The following is a 24,037-nucleotide window of genomic DNA, read 5'->3' as shown; positions in this document are numbered from 1 at the left end:
AATGCCTGACTATGATTATATCCGCGAGGGCGATGCGATCTACGAACGCTCCTTCGCGATCATCCGCGGCGAGGCTGATCTATCGCGTTTTTCGGATTCGGAAGCCGATGTCGCTGTTCGCATGATCCATGCCTGCGGCCTGGTCGAAGCATCGCAACATTTCGTCTTCTCTCCCGATTTCGTCGCCGCGGCCCGTGCCGCACTCGAAAACGGCGCGCCGATCTTCTGCGATGCCGAGATGGTCGCCCACGGTGTCACGCGCGCACGTCTGCCGGCGGCCAATGAAGTGATCTGCACGCTGCGTGATCCCCGCACGGCTGAACTGGCAAGGACGATCGGCAATACCCGCTCGGCGGCCGCGATGCATCTTTGGGGCGACCGCCTGGCCGGATCTGTCGTCGCCATCGGCAATGCGCCGACGGCGTTGTTCCATCTCCTCGAAATGCTACGCGACGGCGCGCCGAAGCCGGCGGCCATCATCGGCATGCCCGTCGGATTCGTCGGAGCTGCGGAATCCAAGGACGCGGTGGCGGAAAATTCCTATGGCGTTGCTTATGCGATAGTCCGTGGCCGTCTTGGCGGCAGCGCCATCACCGCCGCCGCGATCAACGCATTGGCGAGGCCTGGCCTATGAGCGCGCATTCCACGGGCCGGCTGATCGGGGTCGGTACTGGGCCTGGTGATCCGGAATTGCTGACCGTCAAAGCCGTCAGGGCCTTGGAGAAAGCCGACGTCGTTGCCTATTTCGCCAAGCAGGGGAGAAACGGCAACGGCCGCGCCGTCGTCGGCGATCTGCTCAGAACCGACGTGATGCTGTTGCCGCTCTACTATCCCGTGACGACGGAAATCGACAAGAACGAGGCGGACTACAAGAGCCAGATTACTAACTTCTATAATGCCTCCGCTGAAATGGTCGCCGCCTATCTGAACGCTGGCAAGACTGTAGCCGTGCTCAGCGAAGGCGATCCGCTGTTTTACGGCTCCTACATGCATCTGCATGTGCGTCTTGCTGACCGCTATCCGACAGAAGTCATTCCCGGGGTAACGGCGATGTCTGGCTGCTGGTCGTTGGCTGGACTGCCGATTGTTCAGGGCGACGATGTTCTTTCCGTACTCCCCGGTACGATGGCGGAAGCTGAACTTGCCCGCCGCCTTTCCGACACGCAGGCCGCCGTGATCATGAAGGTCGGCCGCAATTTGGGGAAAATTCGCCGGGCCCTTGAAGCCGCGGGACGTCTTGGCGAAGCGGTCTACGTCGAGCGCGGTACAATGACGAACGGTGCCATAACGCCACTTGCGGAAAGGGTAGACGCCGAGGCGCCCTATTTCTCCCTAATCCTAGTTCCCGGTTGGGCAGGCAAACCATGAGCGGCCGCCTCTATGTGATCGGCACTGGTCCCGGCAATCCTGCGCAAATGACGCCGGAAGCGCTGGCGGCTGTGGGCGACGCCGCTGAATTTTTCGGTTACGGCCCCTATCTCGACCGCCTGTCGCTGCGACCGGATCAGATCCGGCACGCTTCCGACAATCGCGAAGAGTTGGATCGGGCCAAGGCGGCGCTCGAGCGTGCGACCGCCGGCGCAAATATCTGCGTCGTCTCCGGCGGCGATCCCGGTGTCTTTGCCATGGCGGCGGCCGTCTGCGAGGCGATCGACAATGGACCCAACGAATGGCGGGATGTCGATCTCGTCGTCGTGCCGGGCATTACCGCCATGCTTGCCGTCGCGGCTCGGATCGGCGCGCCTTTGGGGCACGATTTCTGCGCCATCTCGCTGTCCGACAATCTAAAGCCCTGGAATACAATAGAAAATAGACTGCGATTGGTCGCGGAAGCTGGGCTCGTCATCGCCTTCTATAATCCCATCAGCAAAGCGCGTCCCTGGCAGCTTGGCAAAGCCTTTGACATCTTGCGCGAAGTTCTGCCGGCCGAGACGCCCGTCATTTTCGGGCGCGCCGCAGGCCGGCCGGATGAGCGCATGACAATTGCAAGGCTGGCGGATGCGCAAGCATCGAGCGCCGATATGGCGACCTGCGTCATCATCGGCTCGGCTGAGACGCGCGTCATTGCCCGCGAGGCGAAACCCGATCTGGTCTATACGCCACGCTTCATCAAGGAAGGGGCGAGATGATCGACATGATTGAGCGCTGCCTCGACAGTCTCGACCGCCAGCATATCGGCTGCGGGCGCGCGCTCGATCATGATCACTTCGATGCCGAGTTGTCGGGCTGCCTCGATCTTCGCGTAGGTTGCGCTGCCGCCGCTGTTCTTCGTCACGATCACGTCGATATGATATTGCCGCAACAAGGCCAGTTCGTCTTCGAGCCGGAATGGACCCTTGGCATGGATATAGGTGACATTGGGCACCGTCAGCGGCAGTTCGACCGGATCGACACTGCGCACCCAATAATGATGGATGGGCGCGGCATTGGCCTGGTGCGCCTCCTGCCGGCCAATCGCCAGGAAGACGTGGAGAGGCGAGGGGCCAAGCGCCGCTATAGCCTTCGGAACACCTTGAACCGAACGCCAGCGATCGCCTTCGACCGGCAGCCAAGCTGGACGGCGAAGTGCAAAAACGGAGATGCCGCAGAGCTGCGCCGCTTGCGCCGCGTTTGCGGACATGCGGGCGGCGAAGGGATGGGTCGCATCGATCATCAAATCGATTGCTTCGTCCTTCAAATAGCTGGCAAGACCGTCTGCGCCACCGAAGCCGCCGGTACGCACCGGAACCGGCTGCGGAGCAGGTTCGATGGTTCTGCCGGCAAGCGACAGCACGACGTCGAGATCGGCGCGGGACGCCAGAGCCTCCGCCAATTGCCGGGCTTCCGTCGTGCCGCCCAAGATCAGAATTCGGGTCGTGCCCATGCCTGAGATGCCTTCTTTTCAACGCTGGCTCATTATTATCGGTATCGGCGAAGACGGTCCAGCCGGACTCGGCGACGAGGCGAAACGGCTGATCGCTGCGGCGCCCATCGTCTTTGGTGGAGCGCGGCATATCGAATTGGTGCAGGCTCTGATCAAGGGCGAGGCGCATCATTGGCTGAGCCCCTTTGAAAAATCCATCGACGCGGTGCTGGCGCGACGCGGAATGCTGACGGTCGTCCTTGCTTCCGGCGATCCCTTCTTCTACGGCGTCGGCGCCACGCTCTCGCGGCATGTAGCGGCGTCCGAGATGAGTGTTATTCCCGCACCTTCGTCTTTCAGTCTTGCCGCCTCGCGCCTCGGCTGGCCTTTGCAGGACGTCACCGTTCTTTCCCTGCATGGCCGACCACTCGATCTCATTCGCCCGCACCTGCATCCCGGTCGCAAGATCCTGGCCTTGACGTCGGATGGCCAAGGCCCCGCTGATCTGGCGCGCTTGTTGCAGGAGACTGGATTTGGTCAGTCGACGCTAACAGTTCTCGAAGCCCTGGGTGGTGCCGACGAACGGGTCTCGACGCAAGCGGCGACTGATTTCACGCTCTCCGGCATCAATGATTTGAACGTTTGCGGCATCGAAGTTAAGGCAGGCGACGGCGCTCGTATCCTGCCGTTTAGCGCCGGGCTCGATGACGACCTGTTCGAGCATGACGGCCAGATCACCAAGCGCGAAATCCGGGCAATGACCCTGTCAGCGCTGACGCCACGCCATGGCGAATTGTTGTGGGATATAGGCGCCGGCTCCGGTTCGATCGGCATTGAATGGATGCTAGTCCATTCTTCGATGCGCGCCATCGCCATCGAATCTTCCAGCGAGCGCGCTGCACGAATTCGCCGCAACGCGGCAAGCTTCGGTGTTCCAGGGCTTACCATCATCGAAGGTCATGCGCCGCAAGCACTTGCCGGCCTGCCGGCACCAGGTGCCATCTTCATCGGCGGTGGCGGTAGCGATCAAGGCGTCATGGAGGCGGCTATTGCGGCATTGAAGAAGGGAGGGCGGCTGGTCGCCAATGCGGTGACGACGGATATGGAGGCGATCCTGCTTGCCGAATATGCCCGTCGCGGCGGCTCGCTGATCCGCATCGATATCGCCCGGGTAGCACCCATCGGCGCCATGACCGGCTGGAGGCCGGCCATGCCGGTGACGCAATGGTCCTGGGTCAAACCACAAAAATGAACGACGAGGTAGCGCAATGACGGTGCATTTCATTGGAGCGGGCCCGGGGGCGGCGGACTTGATCACCGTGCGCGGCAGAGATCTGATCGGCAAATGCCCGGTCTGCCTCTATGCCGGCTCGATCGTTTCGCCGGAACTGCTGCAATATTGCCCACCCGGCGCCCGTATCATCGACACCGCGCCGATGTCGCTGGACGAAATCGAGGCCGAATATCTAAAGGCCGCTGCATCAGGCGAGGATGTCGCCCGCCTACACTCGGGTGACCTCTCCGTCTGGAGCGCCGTTGCCGAGCAGATCCGCCGTCTGGAAAAGCATGGCATCGCCTATACGCTGACCCCCGGGGTTCCCGCCTTTGCGGCGGCGGCATCTGCTCTTGGGCGCGAGCTGACCATACCCGCCGTTGCCCAAAGCCTTGTCCTCACCCGCGTTTCCGGCCGCGCGTCGCCGATGCCGAACAACGAAACCTTGGAGAAATTCGGCGCCACGGGCGCGACGCTTGCCATCCACCTGGCGATCCATGCGCTTCCTCAGGTGGTCGAAGAGTTGACGCCGCTTTATGGCCCGGACTGTCCGGTCGCGATCGTTGTCAAAGCGTCCTGGCCGGATGAGCGCATTCTTCGCGGCACGCTCTGCACGATCGAGGCGACGGTCGCGGCGGAGCCGATCGAGCGTACGGCGCTGATCTTTATTGGTCCGTCGCTGGCCGCCAGCGATTTCCGCGAAAGCTCGCTTTACGATCCCGCCTATCAGCGCCGCTTCCGAGGAAGGGAATAACAAGGCGAGCAGCCCTGGAACTTGCTCCGAATTTTCCTCTAGCAGGCTGTTGAAGTAGTCTCCGGTTTGGCCTTGAGTATGGCCTCGTCGCCGTTGTTGTATGCGAAAGTAATCTCGATCGTGCCGTCGTCGAGCAATTCGGCATGTCAACGCTTTTCGGAGCGCGTTTGGCAACCTCTGCCAGACTATGGTTGGTATCGAGTTCCGCATCAGGAAGTTGATAGAGACCGCGAGCAAGCCGCAGCATCAAAGCATTCCGTTCCATTCGGCTCATGGTGGCCGCCGTCCCACCTGCATTCCGCAGTTCCGCCAGACGTGCTATGCCGCGCTCAACTAGCACGGTTCGGGCGAAGCCGGGAAAGCAGCATGCAGGTAACGGTGTTGTAAGCACAATATCCGACGTTATGACTATTGTGGCACGGCGGAAGGATCGCCACTCGGAATTTTTCTGGAGGGGAACGAATGAGACGAACAAAGGAGGAAGCGGCTGAAACCCGGCGTGAAATATTGCGCTCGGCGGAGATGTTATTTCTCGATAAAGGATATGAAAATGTGACACTGGACGAAATAGCTGCAACGGCCGGCGTTACGCGCGGAGCAGTTCATTGGCACTTCAAGAACAAGCAAGGCCTTTTGTTTGCGATCCGTGACAGGGCGCAGCTGCCATTCCAGGAACTTGCGGAGCGAATCGCACAGGGGGGTGCGCCCAATCCGCTTGAGATGGTCGCTGACACAATCTCGGCAATATTCTCGGATCTCCAAAATGAGCCGCGCAAACGCGGGTTGCTGAAAGTCATAATGCATCTCGATATGGCGTTCTCTGACGACGTCGCAGACGACGCGATGTCTTTCCGACATGATATGCAGGAGCACTTTGCAAGAATTTTTCGCGCTATGGATACTACCCAGCCATTGCCGCCGCCCTGGACGGCAGATACCGTCGCTTCCGCTTTGACTGCGGTCATTGGAGGGTTGATCGCAGAATGGGTCCTTGACAAAGGTGACTTTGAGTTGGTCCCCTGCGGTCAAGCTTTTATCAAAATGATCCTGACCACCTGGTTTCCGACGCACTAAGTATAAGTACGCGACGGTCGCGATCCGAACGCAATATGCGCGATCGAAATCCAGGCCGCGTCGGCTGTCACATTGATTGATCAGGCAGTTGAACTGTAAATGTCGCGCGCGACCGGTGGTGGAGATAAGCGACGCAGCACCAGTGAAAAAGGGTTCGGCAGGGAAAGCCGAACCCTTTCCGCATTTGATCGGAGGTCAACCGATCAGTGTGAGAAGCCTGCCAGATTGGAGGGGGCAAGCTTCTCTTACCCGGCAAAGGGGGCCGGATAACTTCAAATTAGAAACTACGCTGGAAGCGCAGGATACCGGCCCATTGGTCCTGATTGACCGAATCCCAGTCGGTGTAGGAGACCTCGGGTTCGATCAGCAGGTTCTTGACCGGATTCCACTTGATGTTCGTCGTAGCGGCGAAGATCTTGGAGTCGGTGTAAGCGAGCTGCAGGTTCCACTTCAGCTTGTCGTTGATCGGAACCCCAACGCCGCCCCAAACTGCCCAGTCGCCCCAGCCGCAAAGATCAGGACGGCCTGCCGGGCAAGCGGAACGATCCAGGTTCGTGCCTGCATACTTGTTCAGCTTGTCGCCATCGGTGTTCCAACCGCCCATCAAGAAAGCGGTGAGAACGCCGAAGTCAGCGTCGACACGGGCCTTGACGGCACCCTCTTCGACAATTGAATCGTAACCACCGATGACCTTCACACCCCAGATGCCTGACTTGAAGCCGGCACCGGCGACGACGTCAGGAGCATAGTGATTTGCTTTGTCGTCGCCCCACCAGCTCGATCCGTAGGACGCACCCGAGCCGCTGGAATTGCTGTCTTCGACCGAGATCACAGCGGTGAAGCCGTTGCCGGCATCATAGTTATAGGTCAACTGGTTGAGTTCGTACGGACCATCATAGATCACGTCGTCGTTAATAACGTCGCCGGCGTAACCGATATAGGAGTTGTACTGGGAGTCCGCCTTACCGACCGTGAAACCACCGAGGCTGATGTTGGCAAACAGCAGCTTAGTGCTTGTCGAATTGCCCTCGCTCCAGTCCCAACGCAAAACAGTGTTGGTCTTCAGCGGCCCGTATTCGGTGTCGGTTGCGGTGTCGAGGCTCAGCTCCGCACGGGTGTGCCACAGTGTGCCATTTTTGCTGTTCGGGCTATAGGCATCATACCATTCGCCTTCGGTGCGAACCTGGCCGCCGATCTTCAAGCAAGTTTCGGTACCCGGAATAAAGAAATATCCCGTGCCGTATGCATCGCAAATTCGAACGTACTGAAGAGGCTCCGGTTCTGCGGCGACGACAGCATCCGCTGCATGCGCCCCTGAAACCGCTGCGAGCGAGGCAGCAGAACTGATGAGAAGGCTTTTCAAGTTCATCTTAAACTCCTGGTTGCAATATGCATTTCAAAGGTTCCGCGAGCACGGATTAATTTAACAAGCCCGTCTGAGGTCGGCCTCGCGTCAGTGCGATCGAGCAACTCGACGATTGCTCTGCCTGAAGTTGGCTAAATCCCTCTCGTTCCAGTCGAATACCCCTGTGACACGGCCTTGAAACGCCCCTACCGATGCGGCCGAAGCTTCGACCGCAAGACATATTCTGTCCTGAGTGTCATTTACAAACGGACGGTATGTTTGTCAATTATATGAAGGCGACCGTGGCCATAGACTTCGGTTCGCTGTGACCAATATGCAACTATCAGCTTTAGCGCCGCTATCAGCCGCAAAATGCAGCGGCAAGTCGGGTATTTTGGACGGCGGAATTTGCTGCCTTCTCAGCCGCGTGCGCGGACTACACTTTCCACCCCGCGAGGGTCCCTTCACCGTGGATGGAGCCGACTGGGGCCAAGGTGGGGTCCCCTGACGGGATCCGCGATGGGGTAACGGGGGGAGGCTAAAAGAGGTCGACGCATCTATATGCTACGCTATTGGGTCCGTGGGGCGATGCAGTACCCGCGCCCCCCAACCGATTCCCAACGCCACTTGTTGGTAATGATATTTTCAATTACCATATATATCATTTCAGAGAAAGGATCACCGATGACGTCACTAGCGGTTACGATGAAGGGGCAGTTCACGCTAAAGCGGGATTTGCTACATCATCTGGGCATCAAGCCTGGCGAACGGATTGATATCGACAAGCTACCTGGCGGCGAGCTTCGGGTGAAGGCGGCGCGGCCGACGGGCACCATTGATAATTTCATCGGCCGGCACGCCGGCAAGGTCAAAAAGCCGATGACGATCGAAGAAATGAACGAGATCGCCGCCTCCGGTTGGGCGGGTGAAGAGTGAAGATTTCCGTCGATACAAATGTCTTGGCTCGCGCTGTCCTGCAGGACGATCCGGCGCAGGGAAGCGCGGCTAGCAAGCTGCTGAAAGAAGCGTCATTGATCGCGGTTTCCCTGCCCTGCCTGTGCGAATTGGTCTGGATACTTCGCCGGGGCGCCAAGCTTTCAAAAGAGGACGTTGCCTTAACGATCCGTGATCTGCTTAACGCCGGGAACGTCGTGATGAACCGGCCTGCGGTTGAGGCGGGGCTTGCAATACTCGAAAGCGGAGGTGACTTCGCAGATGGTGTTATGGCCTATGAAGGCAATTGGTTGGGCGGAGAAACCTTTGTGTCGTTCGATAAGCAAGCAGCAGAACTCTTGACGCAGCAAGGAGATTCCGCACGGCTTCTGTTCTAACACGGCCGCCCGTCACCTATGATCGATCAAAGCCTCGTCGATGCCGTCAATCAGGCACACGCCTCAAAGCCCACGACGCCCTCCCGCGCGAGCGGGTTCGTTCCATGGCCGACTGGGGTCGTGGGACAGAAGCGCAAGAAGTGGCCATTCATAAATTGACCGCACTGGGACAGTATGCCGACAGACAGGTTCCGGAGGGGGTAGAGATAGTTGCCCATTATACACGCGCGCCCGTTCCCGTTCACCGGGGCTGCCGACAAAGCGGGCCGTTTCCGTCGCTTTGGATCCAATCCAAGATCAGACTTCAGCGGCGATTTTCATCTGGCGAGTAGCGAGATTAAGCTGGAACGTAGGTCAACCTGATTACATCCTCGCCAATCCGATCGTTAGCCACAAGGCGGAGCCGCGGTCGAGGCGCGGCGAAATATGGCTTGCCGTGGCCAAGCACGACAGGGTGAAGGTAGATTCGATACTCATCGATCAAACCAAGTTCGGCGAGGCTTTGCGCCAAGTCCGGGCCAGCAACTTCGATCTCACCGTCGCGCTCAGTCTTCAGCTTGCTGATGGCGCCCTCAAGATTATCCTCAACAAGCCTGGCGTTGGGGCCGACAGACTTCAACGAGCGCGAGATTACCCATTTCGGCTGGTTCCGCCACGCTGCCGCGAAGGCATGGTGCTCTGCATCCCATTCAGGATGATCCTGGTCCCAGTAACGCATGACCTCATACATCCGGCGACCATACACACTGCCCGCCAGTCCCTGAGTTTCCTCGATGAAGTGGTGGAAGAGCTTGGGACTTGGCGCAAACGCCATATGATCGATGTAGCCATCCAGGGACTGGTTCATTGCGAACACGAGCCTAGCCATTGCCGCTTCCTTTCCCTTAACTCGCATATCCACGTGGTTCTGATTGCATTACGCAACCAGTTATAAGGTAGGCCGACTGCTTTCAAATCACAACTGGTTTTTGCGGTGCGCATGAACGCCCCGCGCTCCGGGCAGGCCAGGGAGCGACGCTCTTGTCTTAACGTGGAGCGATGCGCCCGAACTGCTTCAGCTTATCGGTCATTCGCCGCTCGTTCTGGAACTTGTAGGCGGCGTAAATCGCAGGTGGATCGATGCTTCGCATCGATCGCCGTGGGAGTGAGTGAATCACGGCTAAAGCCCCCAGGCCAGCTTTCGACAGTCTGCTAGGGTGCCACGCTTTCATTTGAACGCATGGCACTGGGCTTTTGAGTTTCGCGCAATTGACCAAAGAGGCTGGTGATCCTCAGTACCCAATCATCAAATGTGCGCGGCCAAATAGGCCATGCTCTCCTTCAAAGCCTCCACGGGTTCCTTCAGCGCATGCACCTCCGGCGCAAACGGCTCGAAGGAGAAGGGGCCCGCGTAGCCGGCTGACAATAGCGCCCGGATCTGTCCGACATTGTCGAGCCGGTCGCCGGCATCGACCAGAACGCGATGCGGATCGCGCATATCGGAAACCGTCACAGCGGGATCGCTGACGCCGGAGATATGAACCAGCCCGGTGAGCTCGGGGAAGATCGCTGTCTCGCCGGCGAGGTGATGATGGAAGGTGTCGTGTACAAGATGGAAGGTCGATTGTGCGCCGAGCTCTTCGATCGCGGCGGCGGCTTCAGTCTTCGATCGCAGCGAGCAGATCTCGAAGCCGAGCGGCTCCACGAGGCCAATGATCCCGGCGGCATCCAGCATCGGCTTCAGTGCCGTCAAGGCCGTTACAAGATTCTGCTTGCGCGCCTCTGGCTCCCTGCCGCTGCCGTCATTAACAGGGACGAGCACCAGTGCCCTCGCGCCACAATCGCGCGCGTAGTCGATGAGCTCGGCCGCTTCCTTGGTGCGAACCCCATTCCACTCGTTGAAGCGCTGCAGCGCGTTGATCGAAATGATCGTCAGCCCATGGCGCTCTACGAGTTCTTTGACCGTGGCTGCCGGGGTGCCGTCCAGGATCGCGTTGCCGGCCAAATCATTGCGGATTTCTACGCTGTCGATGCCGAGTGTTTTTGCCGTGGAAAAGAACGATTCCACGCTCAAGGACGGCGCGCACATATGATTGAGCGCGAAACGAATGGAACTCATGGCAGGCATTCCTCCTCTTAAGCACTGGCCAGACAGGACGTCTATCGGCCGCGCGTAATTTCGAATGACTACCGAGAATCATGCCACCGATCCACAAGCGAGCTTAGGCAACTCCGATCATTCGTGATAGAAATATCCCTCACGATGATGGAATTCCATCATTTGCGGGCTAAATGTTTTCCGACACGAAGATGTCGAAGGGCAGGAAGGATTGCCCCGGCATTGCCGCTTCACCCCGTTCGACAGCGCCGATCATCAAACCGAGCAACTCCTTGCAGAGTGATGGGAGAGGTGTGCCGATGACCATGGTGACGACATCGTCGGCGAGCGCCGCTTTCGATTCCGGCGTCAATTCGTTGACCACGACGATCAGCTTGCCGGCAAGCCCTTCCTCGCGAATGGCGGTAATTGCGCCTTCCATGCCGCCGCCACAGACATAAAACCCGATGAGATCGGGATGTTTCTGTAAGAGGTTGAGGGTTGCCTCATGGGTGATTTCCGCAGTGTCCAGATTGATCAACGTGTCCAGCACCTCGAAATCAGGCGCGTTCTCGCGAAAATAGGAGCGAAAGCCGATCTCGCGCAGTTCGTGGCCGTGAAACCGGTGACTTCCGACAAAACAGCCGACCTTGCCGCTATGGCGAGCGGATCTGGCGATCGTCCAGGCGGCGGTGCGCCCGACCTTGCGGTTGTCAACGCCGACATAGGTTTCGCGCACACCTGTTGCGAAATCGGAGAGCAGCGAAAAGACCGGAATGCCTTTCTCCTTCAACTCCTCCACCGCCGCCGTCACCGCTGGATAATCAGGCGCGACCAGGGCGACCGCCTGGCTCCGCGCCGCGATCGCTTTCAACTTCTCGACAATCGCTGTCGGTGTCGATGCAGCGACGAAATCGACTTGCGCCTGGACGCGCGCCGCAGCAACCAATTGTGCGGCCGCGCCGATCTCCTTGGCGAATGACTGGTAGAACGGCTGGGACGGCTTCTGCAGCACGAAGCCTAATCGGTATTGCGGCAGATCCTCGAATACCCTCTGCCGTAACAGGCCGACAGCATGGTAGCCGATCGATTGCGCTGCTTCGTAGACGCGCCGGGCCGTTTCCTCCCGGACACGATGCCGTCCGTTCAGCACACGATCGATCGTGGCGACGCTCACGCCGGAAGCTTTTGCGAGATCGGAGATCGTCGGTCGACGCATGTTTGCCACCTCCTGAGGTATTCCATCACACATGACAGAGACCGCTGATATGTTTTGATAGATTCCATCATTCGCGCATTGAGGCAAGCGAAAACTGGCCCTATCATCCAAAACATGAGATGCGGTGCGCGGTTTTGCGCTCCGCGGGAGGCTCGCATGACCGAGATAGTGAAGCGCGATTACAGCCTGCTTGGCCCGAGCGGCAAGACGGCGGTCGAGACCGGGTTGGCGGCGGCGGAGTGGTACCACACCGATATTCCGCGCAAGGAGATGAAGGCGCTGATGCAGCGCTCGGATGAAGCCGCCATCCGCGACACGATCATCTGGCTCGGCAGCATGGCGATCTTCGCCGGCTTCGGCGTATATTTCTGGGGCTCCTGGCTCTGCGTCCCCTTCTTCCTGGCTTACGGCGTGCTCTATGGCTCGGCCTCGGACAGCCGCTGGCATGAGTGCGGGCACGGCACGGCATTCAAGACCCGCTGGATGAACGACGTGGTTTATCAGATCGCCAGCTTTATGATGATGCGCAATCCGGTGACCTGGCGCTGGAGCCATACACGCCATCACACCGATACCATCATCGTCGGCCGTGACCCGGAAATCGCCGTCATGCGGCCACCGGATCTTCTGCGGCTAATCCTGAATTTCTTCGGCATTTTTGATGTCACCTACGGCATGCTGGACATGCTCCGCAATGCGTTCGGCATCGTCAGTGCCGCCGAAAAGACCTTCATTCCCGAGCAGGAGCAGCCGAAAGTCATCCGCACCGCCCGCATCTGGAGCGCGATCTATATAGCAACGATCGCCGCCGCGCTTTACATGGGCTCGTTTCTGCCACTGGTGCTGATCGGTCTACCGCGGCTCTACGGCGCCTGGCATCATGTGCTGACCGGCCTGTTGCAGCACGGCGGGCTGGCCGACAATGTCGTCGACCACCGGCTGAACAGCCGCACGGTGCTTATGAACCCGGTGAGTCGCTTCATCTATTGGAACATGAACTATCATGTGGAGCACCACATGTTCCCGATGGTCCCCTATCATGCACTGCCAAAACTGCATGCGATGATCAAACATGACCTGCCGAAGCCCAACCCCTCCATGTGGTCGGGTTACAGCGAAATGATCCCGGCCTTCCTGCGGCAGCTGCGCAATGAAGATTATTTCCTGAAGCGTGAGCTGCCGCCGACGGCCAGACCCTATCGGGAGGAATTCCACAACACGCTGGCTGAAGCAGCACAATAACAATCGAAAACTGCAAACAGGGAGGCAGGAATGAGCGGTAACTGGATCGAGGTCTGCGCGGCGGATGAGATAGACGAAGAGGATGTCATGCGCTTTGACCATGGCGGACGAACCTTCGCCATTTATCGCAGTCCAGAGGACGACTATTTTGCCACCGATGGCCTCTGCACGCACGAGCAGGTCCATCTCGCCGACGGGCTCGTCATGGACAACATCATCGAATGTCCCAAGCACAATGGCCGCTTCGACTACAGAACCGGCGAAGCCAAAGGGGCGCCCGTCTGCGTCAGTCTTAAGACCTATCCGGTCAGGGTCGAAAACGGCACCGTCTTTATCGCGGTGTAAGGAGCGAGAGCATGCCGCATTTCATTATTGTCGGGGCAGGAGAGTGTGGCGCTCGCGCTGCCTTTGCGCTGAGGGAGAAGGGCTTTGAAGGCGACATCACCTTGATCGGCGCCGAACCGGTTGCCCCTTATGAGCGCCCGCCGCTCTCGAAGGAAGGTCTCGTCCACGCCCATGAGCCGAAGTTCGTAGCCGCATTGGAGCGGTACGCGGAGCAGGGCATTGATCTTCGGTTGGGTCTCGCCGCAGCGGACATCGACCCAATTGGCAAGCTGGTCACACTCACAAATGGTGAAAAGCTCGGCTACGACAAATTGCTGCTGGCAACCGGTGCATCCGCGCGAAGCTTTCCCGGTGTTGCGAGAACCGGTGGGCGTATTCGCATGCTGCGCAGTCACGCCGATGCTCTCGCCCTGCGGGCGGCACTTTCCCCGGGCCGCCACATCGCCATCATCGGCGGCGGTTTTATCGGTCTCGAACTCGCCGCCACGGCACGCAAGCTTGGTGCGGACGCAACTGTCATCGAGGGTCTGCCGCGCGTGTTGAAACGAGGCGTTCCGGAAGCGGTTGCCGAGGTGATAATGCAACGCCACCGCGAAGAAGGGGTCGATATCCGCTGCGGCGAGACCATTATGGCTCTCGAGGACGGGGCAGAGAATGCGATTGTTCGCCTGGCGAGCGGTGAGGAAATTTCCGCCGATCTTGTCCTGATCGGCATCGGCGCGCTGCCAAATGTTGCGCTGGCGGAAAAAGCGGGGCTTGCGATCGACAACGGCATCGCCGTCAACGAGCGGTTGGAAACCTCTGCAGCCGATATCTACGCCGCTGGCGATTGCTGCTCCTTCCCCCTGGCGCTTTATGGCGGGCGGCGGGTTCGCCTGGAATCCTGGCGCAATGCGCAGGAACAGGGGACGCTGGCTGCAGCCAATTTGTTGGGCGCACAGAACAGTATCTCGGCCGTGCCGTGGTTCTGGTCTGATCAATATGATCTGACGCTGCAGATCGCCGGTCTCGCTGATGGTGCAGCGACGATGTTCAGGCGTGATCTCGGCGACGAAGCATTCATCCTTTTTCATGTCGATGAAACTGGGCGGCTGCTTGCTGCCAGCGGTATCGGTCGCGGCAACGCGGTGGCCCGTGATATCCGCCTCGCCGAAATGCTGATTGCCGCCCGCATATGCCCGGATCCAGCGGCGCTTACGGCGAGCCACGTCAAACTTAAATCACTTCTTGCTGCATGAACGTTCGCCAGGCCTTGACGAATGGCCCCGAACCGTAAATCTCTCCTTATAACAATAGCTAAGGAGGACGCGTTGAAACTAGTCGGGATATCAGGCAGCCTGCGCAAAGGCTCCTTCAACACGGCGCTGCTGCACGCAGCCGTCGAACTTGCGCCCCCGGGTGTCGAACTTATTGCCGCGACCGTCCACGGCGTCCCGCTTTATGACGCCGATATCGAGGCGGGCGAGGGTATCCCGGAGAAGGTCACCGAGCTCAAGGAGCTTGCTGCGGCTGCCGATGGACTGATGCTGTTCACGCCGGAATACAACAATTCGCTTCCCGGCGTCTTCAAGAACGCCATCGATTGGATGACCCGGCCGTCCAGCGATATTCCCCGCATCTTCCGAGCAAAGCCCGTCGCCGTTCTCGGTGCATCGCCCGGCAATTTCGGCACGATCCTCAGCCAGAATGCCTGGCTATCCGTGTTGCGCACCCTTGGCGCCAATCCCTGGTTCGGCGGCCGGCTGATGGTTTCGCGCGCCGGCAGCGTATTTGACGGGGAAGGTCAAATCGTCGACGAGAAAATCAAGCAGAACCTCGCTGCTTTCGTCCAGGGTTTCGCAGCCTTTGTCGAAAGCACGCAAACGAGCTGATCGACACAATTCGTGTAGGGAGCCGAATGCCGAAGCCTATGATCGAAGGACCGAATAGCCTATTGTGATTGGCAGCGCCGGGTCGGCCGGCGCTTGTCGGGCCTGCATACGATCTTCCTTCGAATTGAAATGAAATCCAATACAGCCGGTTATGTTTTCACGTTGTTGGCGATCAGCATTTTCGCCATACAGGACGGCATTTCCAAACACTTGGTCAGCGCCTATCCGCCGCTCTTCGTGGCAATGATCCGCTATTGGGCCTTCATGCTCTTTGCCGTGGCAATGGCTTCAAGATCGCCAGGAGGATTGCGTGTTGCCGTCCATACCAAGCGACCGCGCTTGCAGATTGCCCGCGGACTTCTGCTTTCCTTACAGATCGTGGTTGCCATCTCGTCCTTCGTCATTGTCGGCCTTGCTCGCTCGCAGGCGATTTTTTCGTCTGGACCATTGATGGTGGCATTGTTGTCCGTGCCGATCCTTGGCGAAAAAGTCGGTTGGCGGCGTTGGCTAGCGATCTGTATTGGCTTCGTTGGCGTGCTGCTCATCTTAAAGCCCGAAAGCGGCTTTTTCGACATCCGTTTCCTCGTGCCTCTTTCGGGTGCCTTGCTGTTTTCGTTTTATGTCGTCCTTACCCGCTATGTCAGCCGCGATGACACCGCGATGACCAGCTTTTTCTACACCGGCATCGTCGGTGCTGCCGCGATGACCTGCATCGGGCCATTCTTTTGGACACCGCTTGCGCCCCATGACTGGGTTTTCATGGGCGTACTCTGCCTCACCGGCATGTCGAGCCACTATTTCCTCATTCGCGCCTACAACCTACTCGACGCGGTGGTGATCCAGCCACTCACCTATCTGCAACTCGTCTTTTCGGCGATCATCGGTCTGTCGATTTTCGGTGAAACCCTCAATTTCAATACGGTCGTCGGTGCCATCATCGTCGTGGCGGCGGGCATCTTCACGATTTGGCGCGAAAACGCCTTGGCACGCGCTGGTGCCAAGGCGTCGAAAGCGTAGGTGGCGGCCCTAGGAGGCCGCAGCGATCTTTAGGCGTCGATCTCTGCCTTTGGCCGTTCCTCGGTGTAGTAGCTGGTATATTTCTGCCGATAGCGCTCCGTGCCACCGAAGTCGCTATAGCGCGACAGTTCGGACATATCGGTCTTGTTGAGGATGACGCCCAGGATGCGCGAATTTATTTGCGGTTCCTGTTCCAGAATATCCCTGACGAGGTTGGTCGGCGTCGCACCCCATTCAGCAACGAACAGGAAAGCATCCACTTGCGGCGCGAATGCCTTGGCGTCGATGACAGGAGCCAGCGGTGCAAGGTCGACGACGACATAGTCGAACATCTTCCGCGCATTCTCCATCAGATTCATCATACCCTGCGAAGACAGCAGCTCGCTGGTATGCAACAGGTGATCGCGCAGCACCACTGGCAGAATGGCAAGTTTGGTGCGCGGATCGACCCTGACGGCGCTCGCCCAGGGGACCTCGCCGAGAACAGCCTCGATGAGGCCGGTCTGCGGAGGCGACTTGAGCATTCGGCTCAAACCGGGATTGCGCAAGTCGGCATCGATTAGCAGCGTGCGTTTGCCGCTGCTTGCGAGCAAGGCGGCAAAATTGGCTGCCGTCGTCGACTTGCCTTCTCCGGGCAGCGCCGAGACGACGCCGATCACCCGGTCCGCTCGCCCTTGCAACATGACGTCGCTGGCAAGCTTGGCATTTCGCAGGGTCTCGGCGAATATCGAACGCGGCGCCTCGACCGACACACGCATGATGCGTTCGAAAGCTACGCCGTTTTCGGCATCCTCGGCCATCGACGGCGCGGTCGCGGTTTTGCGTTTGCGGCCCTTCTTCTTCCTGTCGAGCGCCTGCTGACCGAGCAGCGGCAGATAGCCCAGGAATTTAAGCCCGAGCGCAGAGCGCACGTCGCCTTCGACCCGGAAATAGCGATCGCGGAATTCCTGGAGCGCGGCAAACGCACCGCCGGCCATGAAGCCCAGAACGACCGACAGTGCGAGCACAAGCGTCTTTTTCGGGGCCGACGGCGCGGTCGGTACGCCGGCAGCGGAGATAACACGTGCCTTGGCGATCGGGAAGGACCGCTGCTGCGACGCCTCCTCATAGCGGCTGAGATAAGATTCATAGAGCGTCTTGAGCGCCGTCGCCTTCTGATTGAGTTCGTTCAAGTGCACCAGGGATTTATTTGCCTCGGAATTCTTGCCGACTACACCTTCGATGCTCTCACGCAACGACACCGCACGCGACTGCGCCACGTCAAACTCATTCTTGTAGCTCGCAGTCAATTGCTGGAGCTCCTGATAAATTTGCCGGGTGATATCCTCGCGCTCCGCCTTCAATGCCACGGCCTGCGGATGATCGGCGCCAAAATTCTGCGTCACGTCCTGCTCGCGCTTCTGCACTTGAAGATAGCGGGTCTTCAAATCCTGCAGTACGGAGTTGTCGGTCTGGCTGGACGAGATCGTAGCGTTTTTCACCGCGTTGTCCGGTCCCTGGTCAATAATCGATTTATATTGATTGTAGCGCGCCGAGGCGCTGGCGGTATCGGCCTGGGCGATGATCAGCTGTTTGTTGAGATCGGAAATCTGCTGTTCCGACATCAGCTCGCCGCCGGTCTGAGTCAAGCCATTGTCCGCCTTGTATTTTTCGACTTCAAGTGAAGCCTGTTGCGAACGCTGGCGCAGGTCGTTCAACCGTTCCTGCAGCCAGACGGATGCCCGTTCGGTCGCATCGAAATTGGCGTTCAGCTGATCGGTCAGGTAGGCGTCGGCATAGGCGGCGGTAACCTTGGCGGCCAATTGCGGATCGCTCGAATCGAAAGATACGGAGACAACGGAACTGCGGGTTACGCGCTCAACCTTCAGAGCGTCTTGCAATGTCGCGGCGATTTGCTGACGTTGCGCCTCGCGTGCCTCTTCGGGAGTTAGCGGCGGCCTTGCCGGTTTGAAGGCGCTGGCAATCAGCTTCACGCCGGATTTGATCAACGCTCCCGGCGACTGCGGCGGATTGAGGATTGCCTCGTTGTTGAGGAGGCCAGCCGTATCGACGACGCGCAGCGCCATCTCGTTGGATTTCAGGATTTCGACAGCACTGGCAATCTCCATATCAGCCTGCTGGCTGCTGGCTGCCGGGGGCCGGTCCTCCGCATATTTGGTCATGGTTTCGTCAAGCAATATCTGTGTCGCAGACGTATAGCTTGATGGCGCGGTCAAAAGGTAGGCGACCGCCAGCGCGACGAAAAGGGCGACGCCGGCGAGGATGGTGCGAATGCGACGGGTCACGACCGCCATCAGCCGGTCGAGGTCGATGAAACCATCCTGTTCGTCCGCCTTTGGAAGAGCGCTGTGGAAGGTGAAATTCTTCTGATGCATGGCGACCACCTTGTCGGAGAAGCCTAAATGAATAACGGCTCTGGCCTGCGGCCATAGAGGCCGCAGGCGAAAGTTTGAAGCGGCTTATGCTGCGGTCATCTGCGCTTCGTGCGAGAGAACCAGGTTTCGGATCGAGTCATAGACGAGACCGCCGATATCTGTGCGTGCAAGCGCAAAGGCGACATTCGCCTCGATGAAGCCCTGCTTTGATCCGCAATCGAAAGTCTTTCCGCTGTAGGCCTGGGCATGGAACGCCTGAGTTTGAGACAGGCGCAGCATACCGTCGGTCAGTTGGATTTCGTTTCCAGCGCCTCGCTCCTGGTGAGCGAGGATGTCGAAGATCTCAGGCTGGAGAATATAACGCCCATTAAGGTAAAAGTTAGAAGGCGCTTCCGACGGATGCGGTTTCTCAACCATTTTGGTCACACCGAAGCCGTGCCGAACCGGTGCTCCCCGGCCGATGATGCCGTATTTCGAGGTCTCTTCCGGCGCACATTCCTCGACGGCGACGATGTTACCGCCGACTTCATCATAGAGGTCCATCAACCCGGCCATGCAGCCGCGCAGGCCATGGCAGACCATGTCGGGCAAAAGCAGCGCGAACGGCTCATTGCCGATCAGGTCGCGGGCACACCAGACGGCATGACCAAGGCCAAGTGGCGCCTGCTGGCGGGTGAAGCTGATCGAGCCGGCCCGGGGTAGAAGACGCTCTAGTTCGGAGACCTGCTTTGTCTTGCCTGCCCTGTGCAGCGAGGAGATCAGCTCAGGTGTGTCGTCGAAATGATCTTCGATAGCCGACTTGTTGCGGCTGGTTACGAAGACGATGTGCTCGATGCCGGCTTCGATGGCTTCATCGACGGCGTATTGCACTACTGGACGATCGACGATCGTCAGCATTTCTTTCGGCATAGCCTTTGTGGCGGGTAGGAAACGTGTTCCGTTGCCGGCAACCGGAATGATTGCTTTTCTCACAGGATGCTTAGGGTCCATGGCTCTATCCTTTATTAGAGTGAGGGCCTGCGCCCAGACTGGGGAGGGAGGAGGAGATTTGAGACGTCGCAGCCACTTCACCGCCCCGAAGGACAGTTGCCTCACCGCCACCCCGAGGAAGGGCGGCAAGACGACGAAGACGCGCTGCGATCGGCATGCGCAAGTGACGAACCGCGCGTGGATTGCAGCAGGCAATCTTCAGCGCGTTCAGCAGGGCGCCGTCCTTGATGCTGTCGACAAGCATCAGGAAGGACAGTGTTTCTTTCAGGTTCCGTGTCCGTCGCCGCTGGGCGGCAAGGGCGGCAGCACCGAAAGGATGTTCAGCGAAAAACTTGCGGTCGGCGGCAATCATCGCTTCGACGTGATCCTGCTTCAGCACCCGCGAGATCGAGCCCTCGCGAATGTAATACAGATAGCCGGCCGTCGGCTCGACCGCGCAGACGCCGCCTCTGGCTAGCGCGGAAGCGAGGAAGATGTAATCCTCACCGATCCGGAGGGTTTCATCGAAGCGCAGGTGATGCTTTTCCAGAAAGGCCCGATCAAAGATCGGCTTCATGTATCCGAAATTGTGCTCGGATTGGAAAATCATGTTCGATGCGATGAATTTCGCCAAGGTCAGCACCGGTAGGCGCGTGAGCACGGCTTCAGGAAACATCGTGCCCACGGCCTCGTTCTCTCCCCGGATGATGTCGAGATTGTCGACCACGATCTGGGCTTCGACTTTTTCGGCTCGCGCGATCAACCGCGCCATCCGGTCGGGGCGCAGGGCATCGTCGGAATCGAGCACGGCAACCCATCGGCCGCGCGCGGCATCGAGGCCGGCATTGCGCGCCGCGGCGGGACCGCCGTTGCGGGGCATTGCGACCAGCCGGACCCGCGGGTCGGGATGGTTGCCGGCGATCGTCGGAGTGCTGTCGCTGGAACAATCGTCGACGACGATCACCTCCATGCTGACGGCACCCTGGGCGAGCGCGCTGTCAATGGCGCGCTCCAGCGTATCCGCGGCATTGTAGGCTGCGATGACGAAACTGACATCAGGAATGAAATCCGTCATCGCGGTGCTTCCTCCAAATTTCCGTATTGTTCAATTTCGCGGACACCGAACAGGCCACTGACCACACCCGCGTGCATGATGCCGCGCAGGCCGTAGCGGTGGCGCGGCACGGGGAAAGCGGCAAGAAGCGTGGCGGCGGCAAAGCAGTAGGCGGATTTGGCGCCCGCAAGCGCAATCGCTTTCCATCGGCCAAGACCGGCCGAGCTCTCCAGCAACATGCGTCCATGCGTTTGCCCCATGCGGAAACGCCGCTTTGTAAGCCAGGCGACTGACGCCCGCCCGCTCGGCACCGGTTCGTAAACCAAGGCATCCTCGGCGTAGGCGATCCGTCCGCCTGCCTTGTGCATATGGGCGAAGAATTCCGTATCCTCGCCACCGCTGCGCCCCAGCGCGATGTTGAAGCGGCGGCCGGTAAGGGACGGCGCGCTGCGCCGCAGCAGAGCATTGCAGGTATAGCCCGTGCGGATATCGCCGGAGACCCAGACCGGCAATGTCGAATGGAAATCGCCACGACGCATCCATGCAGGCGCCATGTTCGGGTAGACCGCGCGCACCGGGCCGAGAACGGCAGCGGCCCCGGTAGTATCCGCCGTCACCAAGAGTTCTGCCAGCCAATCTTCCGACGCGGTCTCATCGTCATCGATAAAGGCCACGAAATCGCCGGTCGCGTGGTCGAGGCAGGCATTGCGGGCAATCGATATGTTCGAGGCGGGGCAATGCACATAGGTTATCTCGAAGGGCACCGCCGAACGCATGGCGTCGACGCGGTCGCGCGCGCTCGGGGTTACGTCGTTGTCCGCAACGATAATGCGAACGAGAGTGCCGGAAGGAACGGACAAGACCGCCAGCGACAACAAGGTCTGGTCGAGTTCGGCACGGCGATAGGTGCAGACGGCGATATCGATCTTCACGGGGCGGCGCTCCCGGTTCTGTGTGATGGCGCTATCCTGCGTCCACGGAAGCCAAGCACCTCCATCCAGAAGCCCATCGACCAAGCAAAATGCATGACCATTGCCGAGATGGCAGCGAGCGGTCCGTAGGGGTTGCGCTCACCCAGGGCGATCCAGAAGCCATAGGCGACACAGGCGAAAGCCCAGAGGCCGACGGGAATGACCGCGATCCAATTGAGGATCGCCAGAAATGCGCCGACGAAGATCGGCACTACGGCCAGTGGCAGCATCTGGCGAACGCTCGGCATGCTGCGATGTTTGAGGATATTGCGGGCGCGACCGCGACCATAGCCGAGATACTGCCGGAAAAGCGTTGGAATGCTGGCGCGCGGATAGTAAGTCATCGCCGTCTTGTCGGTAAGCCAGATACGATATCCTGCCTTGCGCAGCCGATAGTCGAGCTCGGCATCCTCATTATGGCTGAAGCTCTCGTCATAGCCGCCGACCGCACGGAAAGCGGCAATGCGCATCAGGGCATGATGGCCGTGGTCGGCCCAGTGCCCCTTGGCGCCTTCGCGGTGTTTCGAACCGCCATTGCCAAGCTTTGAATTCTGCGCCACCGCCGTTGCCTTCTGGAAGGCGCTGAAGCCCATGGTGCGCATGGCGACCACGACGGAATCCGCCCCGGTTGCGCCCGCCTCCCGCACCAATGTCTGGCAGTAGTCTTCGGGATAGTCGCCATGGGCGTCGATGCGAATGAAAAAGTCGTAGTCTTCGCCGAAGGTTTCGATAGCGAGATTGATTGCAGCACTTTGCAGCCGCTTCGGATTGTCGAGCAGGAGAACGCGCGGATCGGCCACGGCGATATCCCTGACGATGTCACGGGTTTTATCGGTGCTTCCGCCATCGGCAACCACGATCCTGGCATCCAGTTCGTCCAGCGCAGGGCCGAGCTTGGCAATCAGCGGCGCGATATGCTTTTCTTCGTTGAGGCAGGGGATAACGATTAAGCAACGTTTATCCATCGGTATTCCAGCGTTCATTGCAATCCACCTCTATTGCGATGCAGTTGTGGGAGGGCATGTAATTCGGCAGTTTGTCCGCTCGCGCGGGTAAGTGAAGCAAGCCGTTGCACCAAGGCCTGACAATCGGCGCGATCGGTCATCCATTGCCTGCGGTCCTGCGCAGCCAGGGCATTGAAAGTGGCGAGATAGCGTTCCCCGCTCATATCGCCCAGAAGATCGACGAGATGCGCAGCGTCCGCTTCCTTGAGCGTCAGCCCGATTTTACGGCTTGTCAGGAACCGCGCGGTCTCGGTGCCATCGACGGCGATTGCGACCGCGCCATGCAAGCCGCCTTCATAAAGGCGGTTCGGCAACAGCCAACTGGAGTTCAGCCCCTCTTCGAAGAAGTCGATCGCCCAGGCAAATTGTACCTCGCCATAAATCGCCGCGAGGTCCTCGGGATTTTTGTAAGGCCCGCCGAAGCGCATGAAAGGTGCGTCACGCACAAAACCATCGAAATCGTTGAATTCCGAATAGGCCGGGCGGCCACGCAAAACGATTTCAAAGCGACCCTGCATCCGGCGGGAGAAATCGGCGAGCATTTCCAGAGATTTGCGGCAACGAAGCGCGCCGAACCAGCCAATCTTCCAGGCTTCGCCACTGGCCGGCAATCGAGGACCGACCGCGATGCCAGCGTCAGCGCCTTCGAGGGCCAGAACCTTGTTTTCAAGGAGGACGATCGGCAGATTGAGACCGGAGCGCGAGCGGAAATAATGCTCGACAAAGGCCGGCGAACTGGTGATCAGCAGCGCCGCGTCCGCGCCGAAATGACGCTCGAGGCCGCGCAGAGCGCCGCCAAAGACATCCTGGCGCAGTAGAAGCCGGTGGATGTCCAGGCATTCATAGACAACGGGTATATCGCCGCCGAAGATGGATTTGGCGCGGTTGGCCACAGCCAGCATTTCAAGATTGCGGCCGATGATCACGTCCGGTTTGTCGACTGCGCGCAGCAAGGCGCGCAGTTGCAGAGCGGACTTGGCGACAGCAGAGATGCGCTGGGCGAACTGCGCGTCACGCGTCCGGCCGAGCTCGATCGGTTCGACACCATGGATGGCGGCCAGCGCGTTGTCACCGCGGCGAAACCCAGCCAGCGTCACCCGTGCGCCGCCCGCCTGCAGCATCAGCACCCGCCTGCGTACGGCAGGATCGGCGAGATCATGGACGAAATAGAGTACGTGCAGCATCAAGACTTCCGCTCTCGTGCCCGGCGGCGGCCAGGCGCCTCGTTACATTCGTGTTGCATCACAGGTTCTTGTGCCGGCCGCGAACTCGGC

General features: G+C 59.3%; 24 protein-coding genes and 1 pseudogene. 13 read left to right on the top strand and 12 right to left on the bottom strand.

Annotation, left to right across the window (positions count from 1 at the left end; all coding sequences use genetic code 11):
* Position 1: 1 nt before the first annotated feature.
* From PY650_RS10535 to PY650_RS10525, 3 genes are read left to right on the top strand one after another with little or no spacing between them, the layout of a single operon-like run.
* Positions 2 to 634: a precorrin-8X methylmutase gene (locus PY650_RS10535; protein WP_285879137.1), complete on the top strand. Its 633-nt coding sequence runs from the start codon at positions 2 to 4 to the stop codon at positions 632 to 634.
* Entirely contained in the window at positions 631 to 1,368 is a 738-nt protein-coding gene (locus PY650_RS10530) for a precorrin-2 C(20)-methyltransferase (protein WP_285879136.1), read from the top strand. Before PY650_RS10535 ends, PY650_RS10530 begins: the two co-directional genes overlap by 4 nt.
* Positions 1,365 to 2,129, top strand: a complete 765-nt coding sequence (locus PY650_RS10525) for a precorrin-3B C(17)-methyltransferase (protein WP_285879135.1) — start codon at positions 1,365 to 1,367, stop codon at positions 2,127 to 2,129. Before PY650_RS10530 ends, PY650_RS10525 begins: the two co-directional genes overlap by 4 nt.
* Here the strand turns inward: PY650_RS10525 and PY650_RS10520 are convergent.
* A complete protein-coding gene (locus PY650_RS10520) occupies positions 2,093 to 2,863 on the bottom strand; it encodes a cobalt-precorrin-6A reductase (protein ID WP_285879134.1) in 771 nt (256 codons plus the stop codon). The two genes, PY650_RS10525 and PY650_RS10520, sit on opposite strands and share 37 nt — an antisense overlap.
* Between PY650_RS10520 and cbiE the strand changes: the two genes are divergently transcribed.
* Complete coding sequence (gene cbiE / locus PY650_RS10515) at positions 2,862 to 4,094, top strand: precorrin-6y C5,15-methyltransferase (decarboxylating) subunit CbiE (RefSeq protein WP_285879133.1); 1,233 nt, start codon at positions 2,862 to 2,864, stop codon at positions 4,092 to 4,094. The two genes, PY650_RS10520 and cbiE, sit on opposite strands and share 2 nt — an antisense overlap.
* Positions 4,095 to 4,110: 16 nt before the next feature.
* Positions 4,111 to 4,869, top strand: a complete 759-nt coding sequence (gene cobM, locus PY650_RS10510) for a precorrin-4 C(11)-methyltransferase (RefSeq protein WP_285879131.1) — start codon at positions 4,111 to 4,113, stop codon at positions 4,867 to 4,869.
* A 148-nt stretch (positions 4,870 to 5,017) separates the two neighbouring features.
* On the opposite strand, the pseudogene PY650_RS10505 reads toward cobM, so the two are convergent.
* Positions 5,018 to 5,182: pseudogene (locus tag PY650_RS10505) on the bottom strand (transcriptional regulator); the annotation flags it as partial.
* A 149-nt stretch (positions 5,183 to 5,331) separates the two neighbouring features.
* Between PY650_RS10505 and PY650_RS10500 the strand changes: the two are divergent.
* Positions 5,332 to 5,943 carry a TetR family transcriptional regulator gene (locus PY650_RS10500; protein WP_285879130.1) on the top strand — a complete coding sequence of 204 codons (612 nt, stop codon included), beginning with the start codon at positions 5,332 to 5,334 and terminating at the stop codon, positions 5,941 to 5,943.
* A 277-nt stretch (positions 5,944 to 6,220) separates the two neighbouring features.
* On the opposite strand, the gene PY650_RS10495 is transcribed toward PY650_RS10500, so the two are convergent.
* Entirely contained in the window at positions 6,221 to 7,312 is a 1,092-nt protein-coding gene (locus PY650_RS10495; protein ID WP_285879129.1) for a porin, read from the bottom strand.
* Between the two features lie 660 nt (positions 7,313 to 7,972).
* Here PY650_RS10495 and PY650_RS10490 point away from each other — a divergent pair.
* On the top strand, positions 7,973 to 8,224 hold the full coding sequence (locus PY650_RS10490) for an AbrB/MazE/SpoVT family DNA-binding domain-containing protein (RefSeq protein WP_285879128.1): 252 nt from the start codon (positions 7,973 to 7,975) through the stop codon (positions 8,222 to 8,224).
* A complete protein-coding gene (locus tag PY650_RS10485) occupies positions 8,221 to 8,619 on the top strand; it encodes a type II toxin-antitoxin system VapC family toxin (RefSeq protein WP_285879127.1) in 399 nt (132 codons plus the stop codon). Before PY650_RS10490 ends, PY650_RS10485 begins: the two co-directional genes overlap by 4 nt.
* Before the next feature lie 337 nt (positions 8,620 to 8,956).
* On the opposite strand, the gene PY650_RS10480 is transcribed toward PY650_RS10485, so the two are convergent.
* The 3 genes from PY650_RS10480 to PY650_RS10470 all read right to left on the bottom strand — a co-directional run bounded on the left by PY650_RS10480 (position 8,957) and on the right by PY650_RS10470 (position 11,915).
* Positions 8,957 to 9,487 (bottom strand): dihydrofolate reductase family protein, encoded by a 531-nt coding sequence (locus tag PY650_RS10480; RefSeq protein WP_285879126.1) that lies wholly within the window; start codon positions 9,485 to 9,487, stop codon positions 8,957 to 8,959.
* 417 nt (positions 9,488 to 9,904) lie between these two features.
* Positions 9,905 to 10,717 (bottom strand): TIM barrel protein, encoded by an 813-nt coding sequence (locus tag PY650_RS10475; RefSeq protein WP_285879125.1) that lies wholly within the window; start codon positions 10,715 to 10,717, stop codon positions 9,905 to 9,907.
* A gap of 169 nt (positions 10,718 to 10,886) precedes the next feature.
* Positions 10,887 to 11,915: a LacI family DNA-binding transcriptional regulator gene (locus PY650_RS10470; RefSeq protein WP_285879124.1), complete on the bottom strand. Its 1,029-nt coding sequence runs from the start codon at positions 11,913 to 11,915 to the stop codon at positions 10,887 to 10,889.
* A gap of 156 nt (positions 11,916 to 12,071) precedes the next feature.
* Here PY650_RS10470 and PY650_RS10465 point away from each other — a divergent pair, with 156 nt between their 5' ends.
* The 5 genes from PY650_RS10465 to PY650_RS10445 all read left to right on the top strand — a co-directional run bounded on the left by PY650_RS10465 (position 12,072) and on the right by PY650_RS10445 (position 16,390).
* The gene (locus PY650_RS10465) at positions 12,072 to 13,157 is read left to right on the top strand and encodes a fatty acid desaturase family protein (protein WP_285879123.1); all 1,086 of its coding nucleotides are present in this window, start codon (positions 12,072 to 12,074) and stop codon (positions 13,155 to 13,157) included.
* A gap of 30 nt (positions 13,158 to 13,187) precedes the next feature.
* Entirely contained in the window at positions 13,188 to 13,502 is a 315-nt protein-coding gene (locus PY650_RS10460; RefSeq protein WP_285879121.1) for a MocE family 2Fe-2S type ferredoxin, read from the top strand.
* Positions 13,503 to 13,513: 11 nt separating this feature from the next.
* Positions 13,514 to 14,740 (top strand): NAD(P)/FAD-dependent oxidoreductase, encoded by a 1,227-nt coding sequence (locus tag PY650_RS10455; protein ID WP_285879120.1) that lies wholly within the window; start codon positions 13,514 to 13,516, stop codon positions 14,738 to 14,740.
* A gap of 72 nt (positions 14,741 to 14,812) precedes the next feature.
* Positions 14,813 to 15,373 carry an NADPH-dependent FMN reductase gene (locus PY650_RS10450; RefSeq protein WP_285879118.1) on the top strand — a complete coding sequence of 187 codons (561 nt, stop codon included), beginning with the start codon at positions 14,813 to 14,815 and terminating at the stop codon, positions 15,371 to 15,373.
* Between the two features lie 129 nt (positions 15,374 to 15,502).
* Positions 15,503 to 16,390 carry a DMT family transporter gene (locus tag PY650_RS10445; RefSeq protein WP_285879117.1) on the top strand — a complete coding sequence of 296 codons (888 nt, stop codon included), beginning with the start codon at positions 15,503 to 15,505 and terminating at the stop codon, positions 16,388 to 16,390.
* A gap of 29 nt (positions 16,391 to 16,419) precedes the next feature.
* Here PY650_RS10445 and PY650_RS10440 read toward each other — a convergent pair whose 3' ends face one another.
* From PY650_RS10440 to PY650_RS10415, 6 genes are all read right to left on the bottom strand, one after another.
* Positions 16,420 to 18,765 carry a polysaccharide biosynthesis tyrosine autokinase gene (locus PY650_RS10440; RefSeq protein ID WP_285879115.1) on the bottom strand — a complete coding sequence of 782 codons (2,346 nt, stop codon included), beginning with the start codon at positions 18,763 to 18,765 and terminating at the stop codon, positions 16,420 to 16,422.
* A gap of 84 nt (positions 18,766 to 18,849) precedes the next feature.
* Positions 18,850 to 19,755 (bottom strand): UTP--glucose-1-phosphate uridylyltransferase, encoded by a 906-nt coding sequence (locus tag PY650_RS10435; protein WP_285879113.1) that lies wholly within the window; start codon positions 19,753 to 19,755, stop codon positions 18,850 to 18,852.
* Between the two features lie 4 nt (positions 19,756 to 19,759).
* Positions 19,760 to 20,809 (bottom strand): glycosyltransferase family 2 protein, encoded by a 1,050-nt coding sequence (locus PY650_RS10430; protein ID WP_285879112.1) that lies wholly within the window; start codon positions 20,807 to 20,809, stop codon positions 19,760 to 19,762.
* Positions 20,806 to 21,720, bottom strand: a complete 915-nt coding sequence (locus PY650_RS10425; protein WP_432761513.1) for a glycosyltransferase family 2 protein — start codon at positions 21,718 to 21,720, stop codon at positions 20,806 to 20,808. The genes PY650_RS10430 and PY650_RS10425 overlap by 4 nt, the downstream gene beginning before the upstream one ends.
* A complete protein-coding gene (locus PY650_RS10420) occupies positions 21,717 to 22,724 on the bottom strand; it encodes a glycosyltransferase family 2 protein (protein ID WP_285879111.1) in 1,008 nt (335 codons plus the stop codon). The genes PY650_RS10425 and PY650_RS10420 overlap by 4 nt, the downstream gene beginning before the upstream one ends.
* A gap of 14 nt (positions 22,725 to 22,738) precedes the next feature.
* Positions 22,739 to 23,947: a glycosyltransferase family protein gene (locus PY650_RS10415; RefSeq protein WP_285879109.1), complete on the bottom strand. Its 1,209-nt coding sequence runs from the start codon at positions 23,945 to 23,947 to the stop codon at positions 22,739 to 22,741.
* Between the last annotated feature and the right edge of the window lie 90 nt (positions 23,948 to 24,037).

The organism is Martinezella calliandrae, from assembly GCF_030272695.1.
Lineage (GTDB): Bacteria > Pseudomonadota > Alphaproteobacteria > Rhizobiales > Rhizobiaceae > Rhizobium > Rhizobium calliandrae.
Note: the sequence above shows the minus strand (reverse complement) of the source record. Positions and strands in the feature narration are given on the sequence as shown.

What these genes read in the sequence shown, in the direction of transcription:
- PY650_RS10535 (WP_285879137.1), top strand. Translation starts at nt 2, where the DNA reads ATGCCTGACTATGATTATATCCGCGAGGGCGATGCGATCTACGAACGC.
- PY650_RS10530 (WP_285879136.1), top strand. Translation starts at nt 631, where the DNA reads ATGAGCGCGCATTCCACGGGCCGGCTGATCGGGGTCGGTACTGGGCCT.
- PY650_RS10525 (WP_285879135.1), top strand. Translation starts at nt 1,365, where the DNA reads ATGAGCGGCCGCCTCTATGTGATCGGCACTGGTCCCGGCAATCCTGCG.
- cbiE (WP_285879133.1), top strand. Translation starts at nt 2,862, where the DNA reads ATGCCTGAGATGCCTTCTTTTCAACGCTGGCTCATTATTATCGGTATC.
- PY650_RS10520 (WP_285879134.1), bottom strand. Translation starts at nt 2,863, where the DNA reads ATGGGCACGACCCGAATTCTGATCTTGGGCGGCACGACGGAAGCCCGG.
- cobM (WP_285879131.1), top strand. Translation starts at nt 4,111, where the DNA reads ATGACGGTGCATTTCATTGGAGCGGGCCCGGGGGCGGCGGACTTGATC.
- PY650_RS10500 (WP_285879130.1), top strand. Translation starts at nt 5,332, where the DNA reads ATGAGACGAACAAAGGAGGAAGCGGCTGAAACCCGGCGTGAAATATTG.
- PY650_RS10495 (WP_285879129.1), bottom strand. Translation starts at nt 7,312, where the DNA reads ATGAACTTGAAAAGCCTTCTCATCAGTTCTGCTGCCTCGCTCGCAGCG.
- PY650_RS10490 (WP_285879128.1), top strand. Translation starts at nt 7,973, where the DNA reads ATGACGTCACTAGCGGTTACGATGAAGGGGCAGTTCACGCTAAAGCGG.
- PY650_RS10480 (WP_285879126.1), bottom strand. Translation starts at nt 9,487, where the DNA reads ATGGCTAGGCTCGTGTTCGCAATGAACCAGTCCCTGGATGGCTACATC.
- PY650_RS10475 (WP_285879125.1), bottom strand. Translation starts at nt 10,717, where the DNA reads ATGAGTTCCATTCGTTTCGCGCTCAATCATATGTGCGCGCCGTCCTTG.
- PY650_RS10470 (WP_285879124.1), bottom strand. Translation starts at nt 11,915, where the DNA reads ATGCGTCGACCGACGATCTCCGATCTCGCAAAAGCTTCCGGCGTGAGC.
- PY650_RS10465 (WP_285879123.1), top strand. Translation starts at nt 12,072, where the DNA reads ATGACCGAGATAGTGAAGCGCGATTACAGCCTGCTTGGCCCGAGCGGC.
- PY650_RS10460 (WP_285879121.1), top strand. Translation starts at nt 13,188, where the DNA reads ATGAGCGGTAACTGGATCGAGGTCTGCGCGGCGGATGAGATAGACGAA.
- PY650_RS10455 (WP_285879120.1), top strand. Translation starts at nt 13,514, where the DNA reads ATGCCGCATTTCATTATTGTCGGGGCAGGAGAGTGTGGCGCTCGCGCT.
- PY650_RS10445 (WP_285879117.1), top strand. Translation starts at nt 15,503, where the DNA reads ATGAAATCCAATACAGCCGGTTATGTTTTCACGTTGTTGGCGATCAGC.
- PY650_RS10440 (WP_285879115.1), bottom strand. Translation starts at nt 18,765, where the DNA reads ATGCATCAGAAGAATTTCACCTTCCACAGCGCTCTTCCAAAGGCGGAC.
- PY650_RS10435 (WP_285879113.1), bottom strand. Translation starts at nt 19,755, where the DNA reads ATGGACCCTAAGCATCCTGTGAGAAAAGCAATCATTCCGGTTGCCGGC.
- PY650_RS10430 (WP_285879112.1), bottom strand. Translation starts at nt 20,809, where the DNA reads ATGACGGATTTCATTCCTGATGTCAGTTTCGTCATCGCAGCCTACAAT.
- PY650_RS10420 (WP_285879111.1), bottom strand. Translation starts at nt 22,724, where the DNA reads ATGGATAAACGTTGCTTAATCGTTATCCCCTGCCTCAACGAAGAAAAG.
- PY650_RS10415 (WP_285879109.1), bottom strand. Translation starts at nt 23,947, where the DNA reads ATGCTGCACGTACTCTATTTCGTCCATGATCTCGCCGATCCTGCCGTA.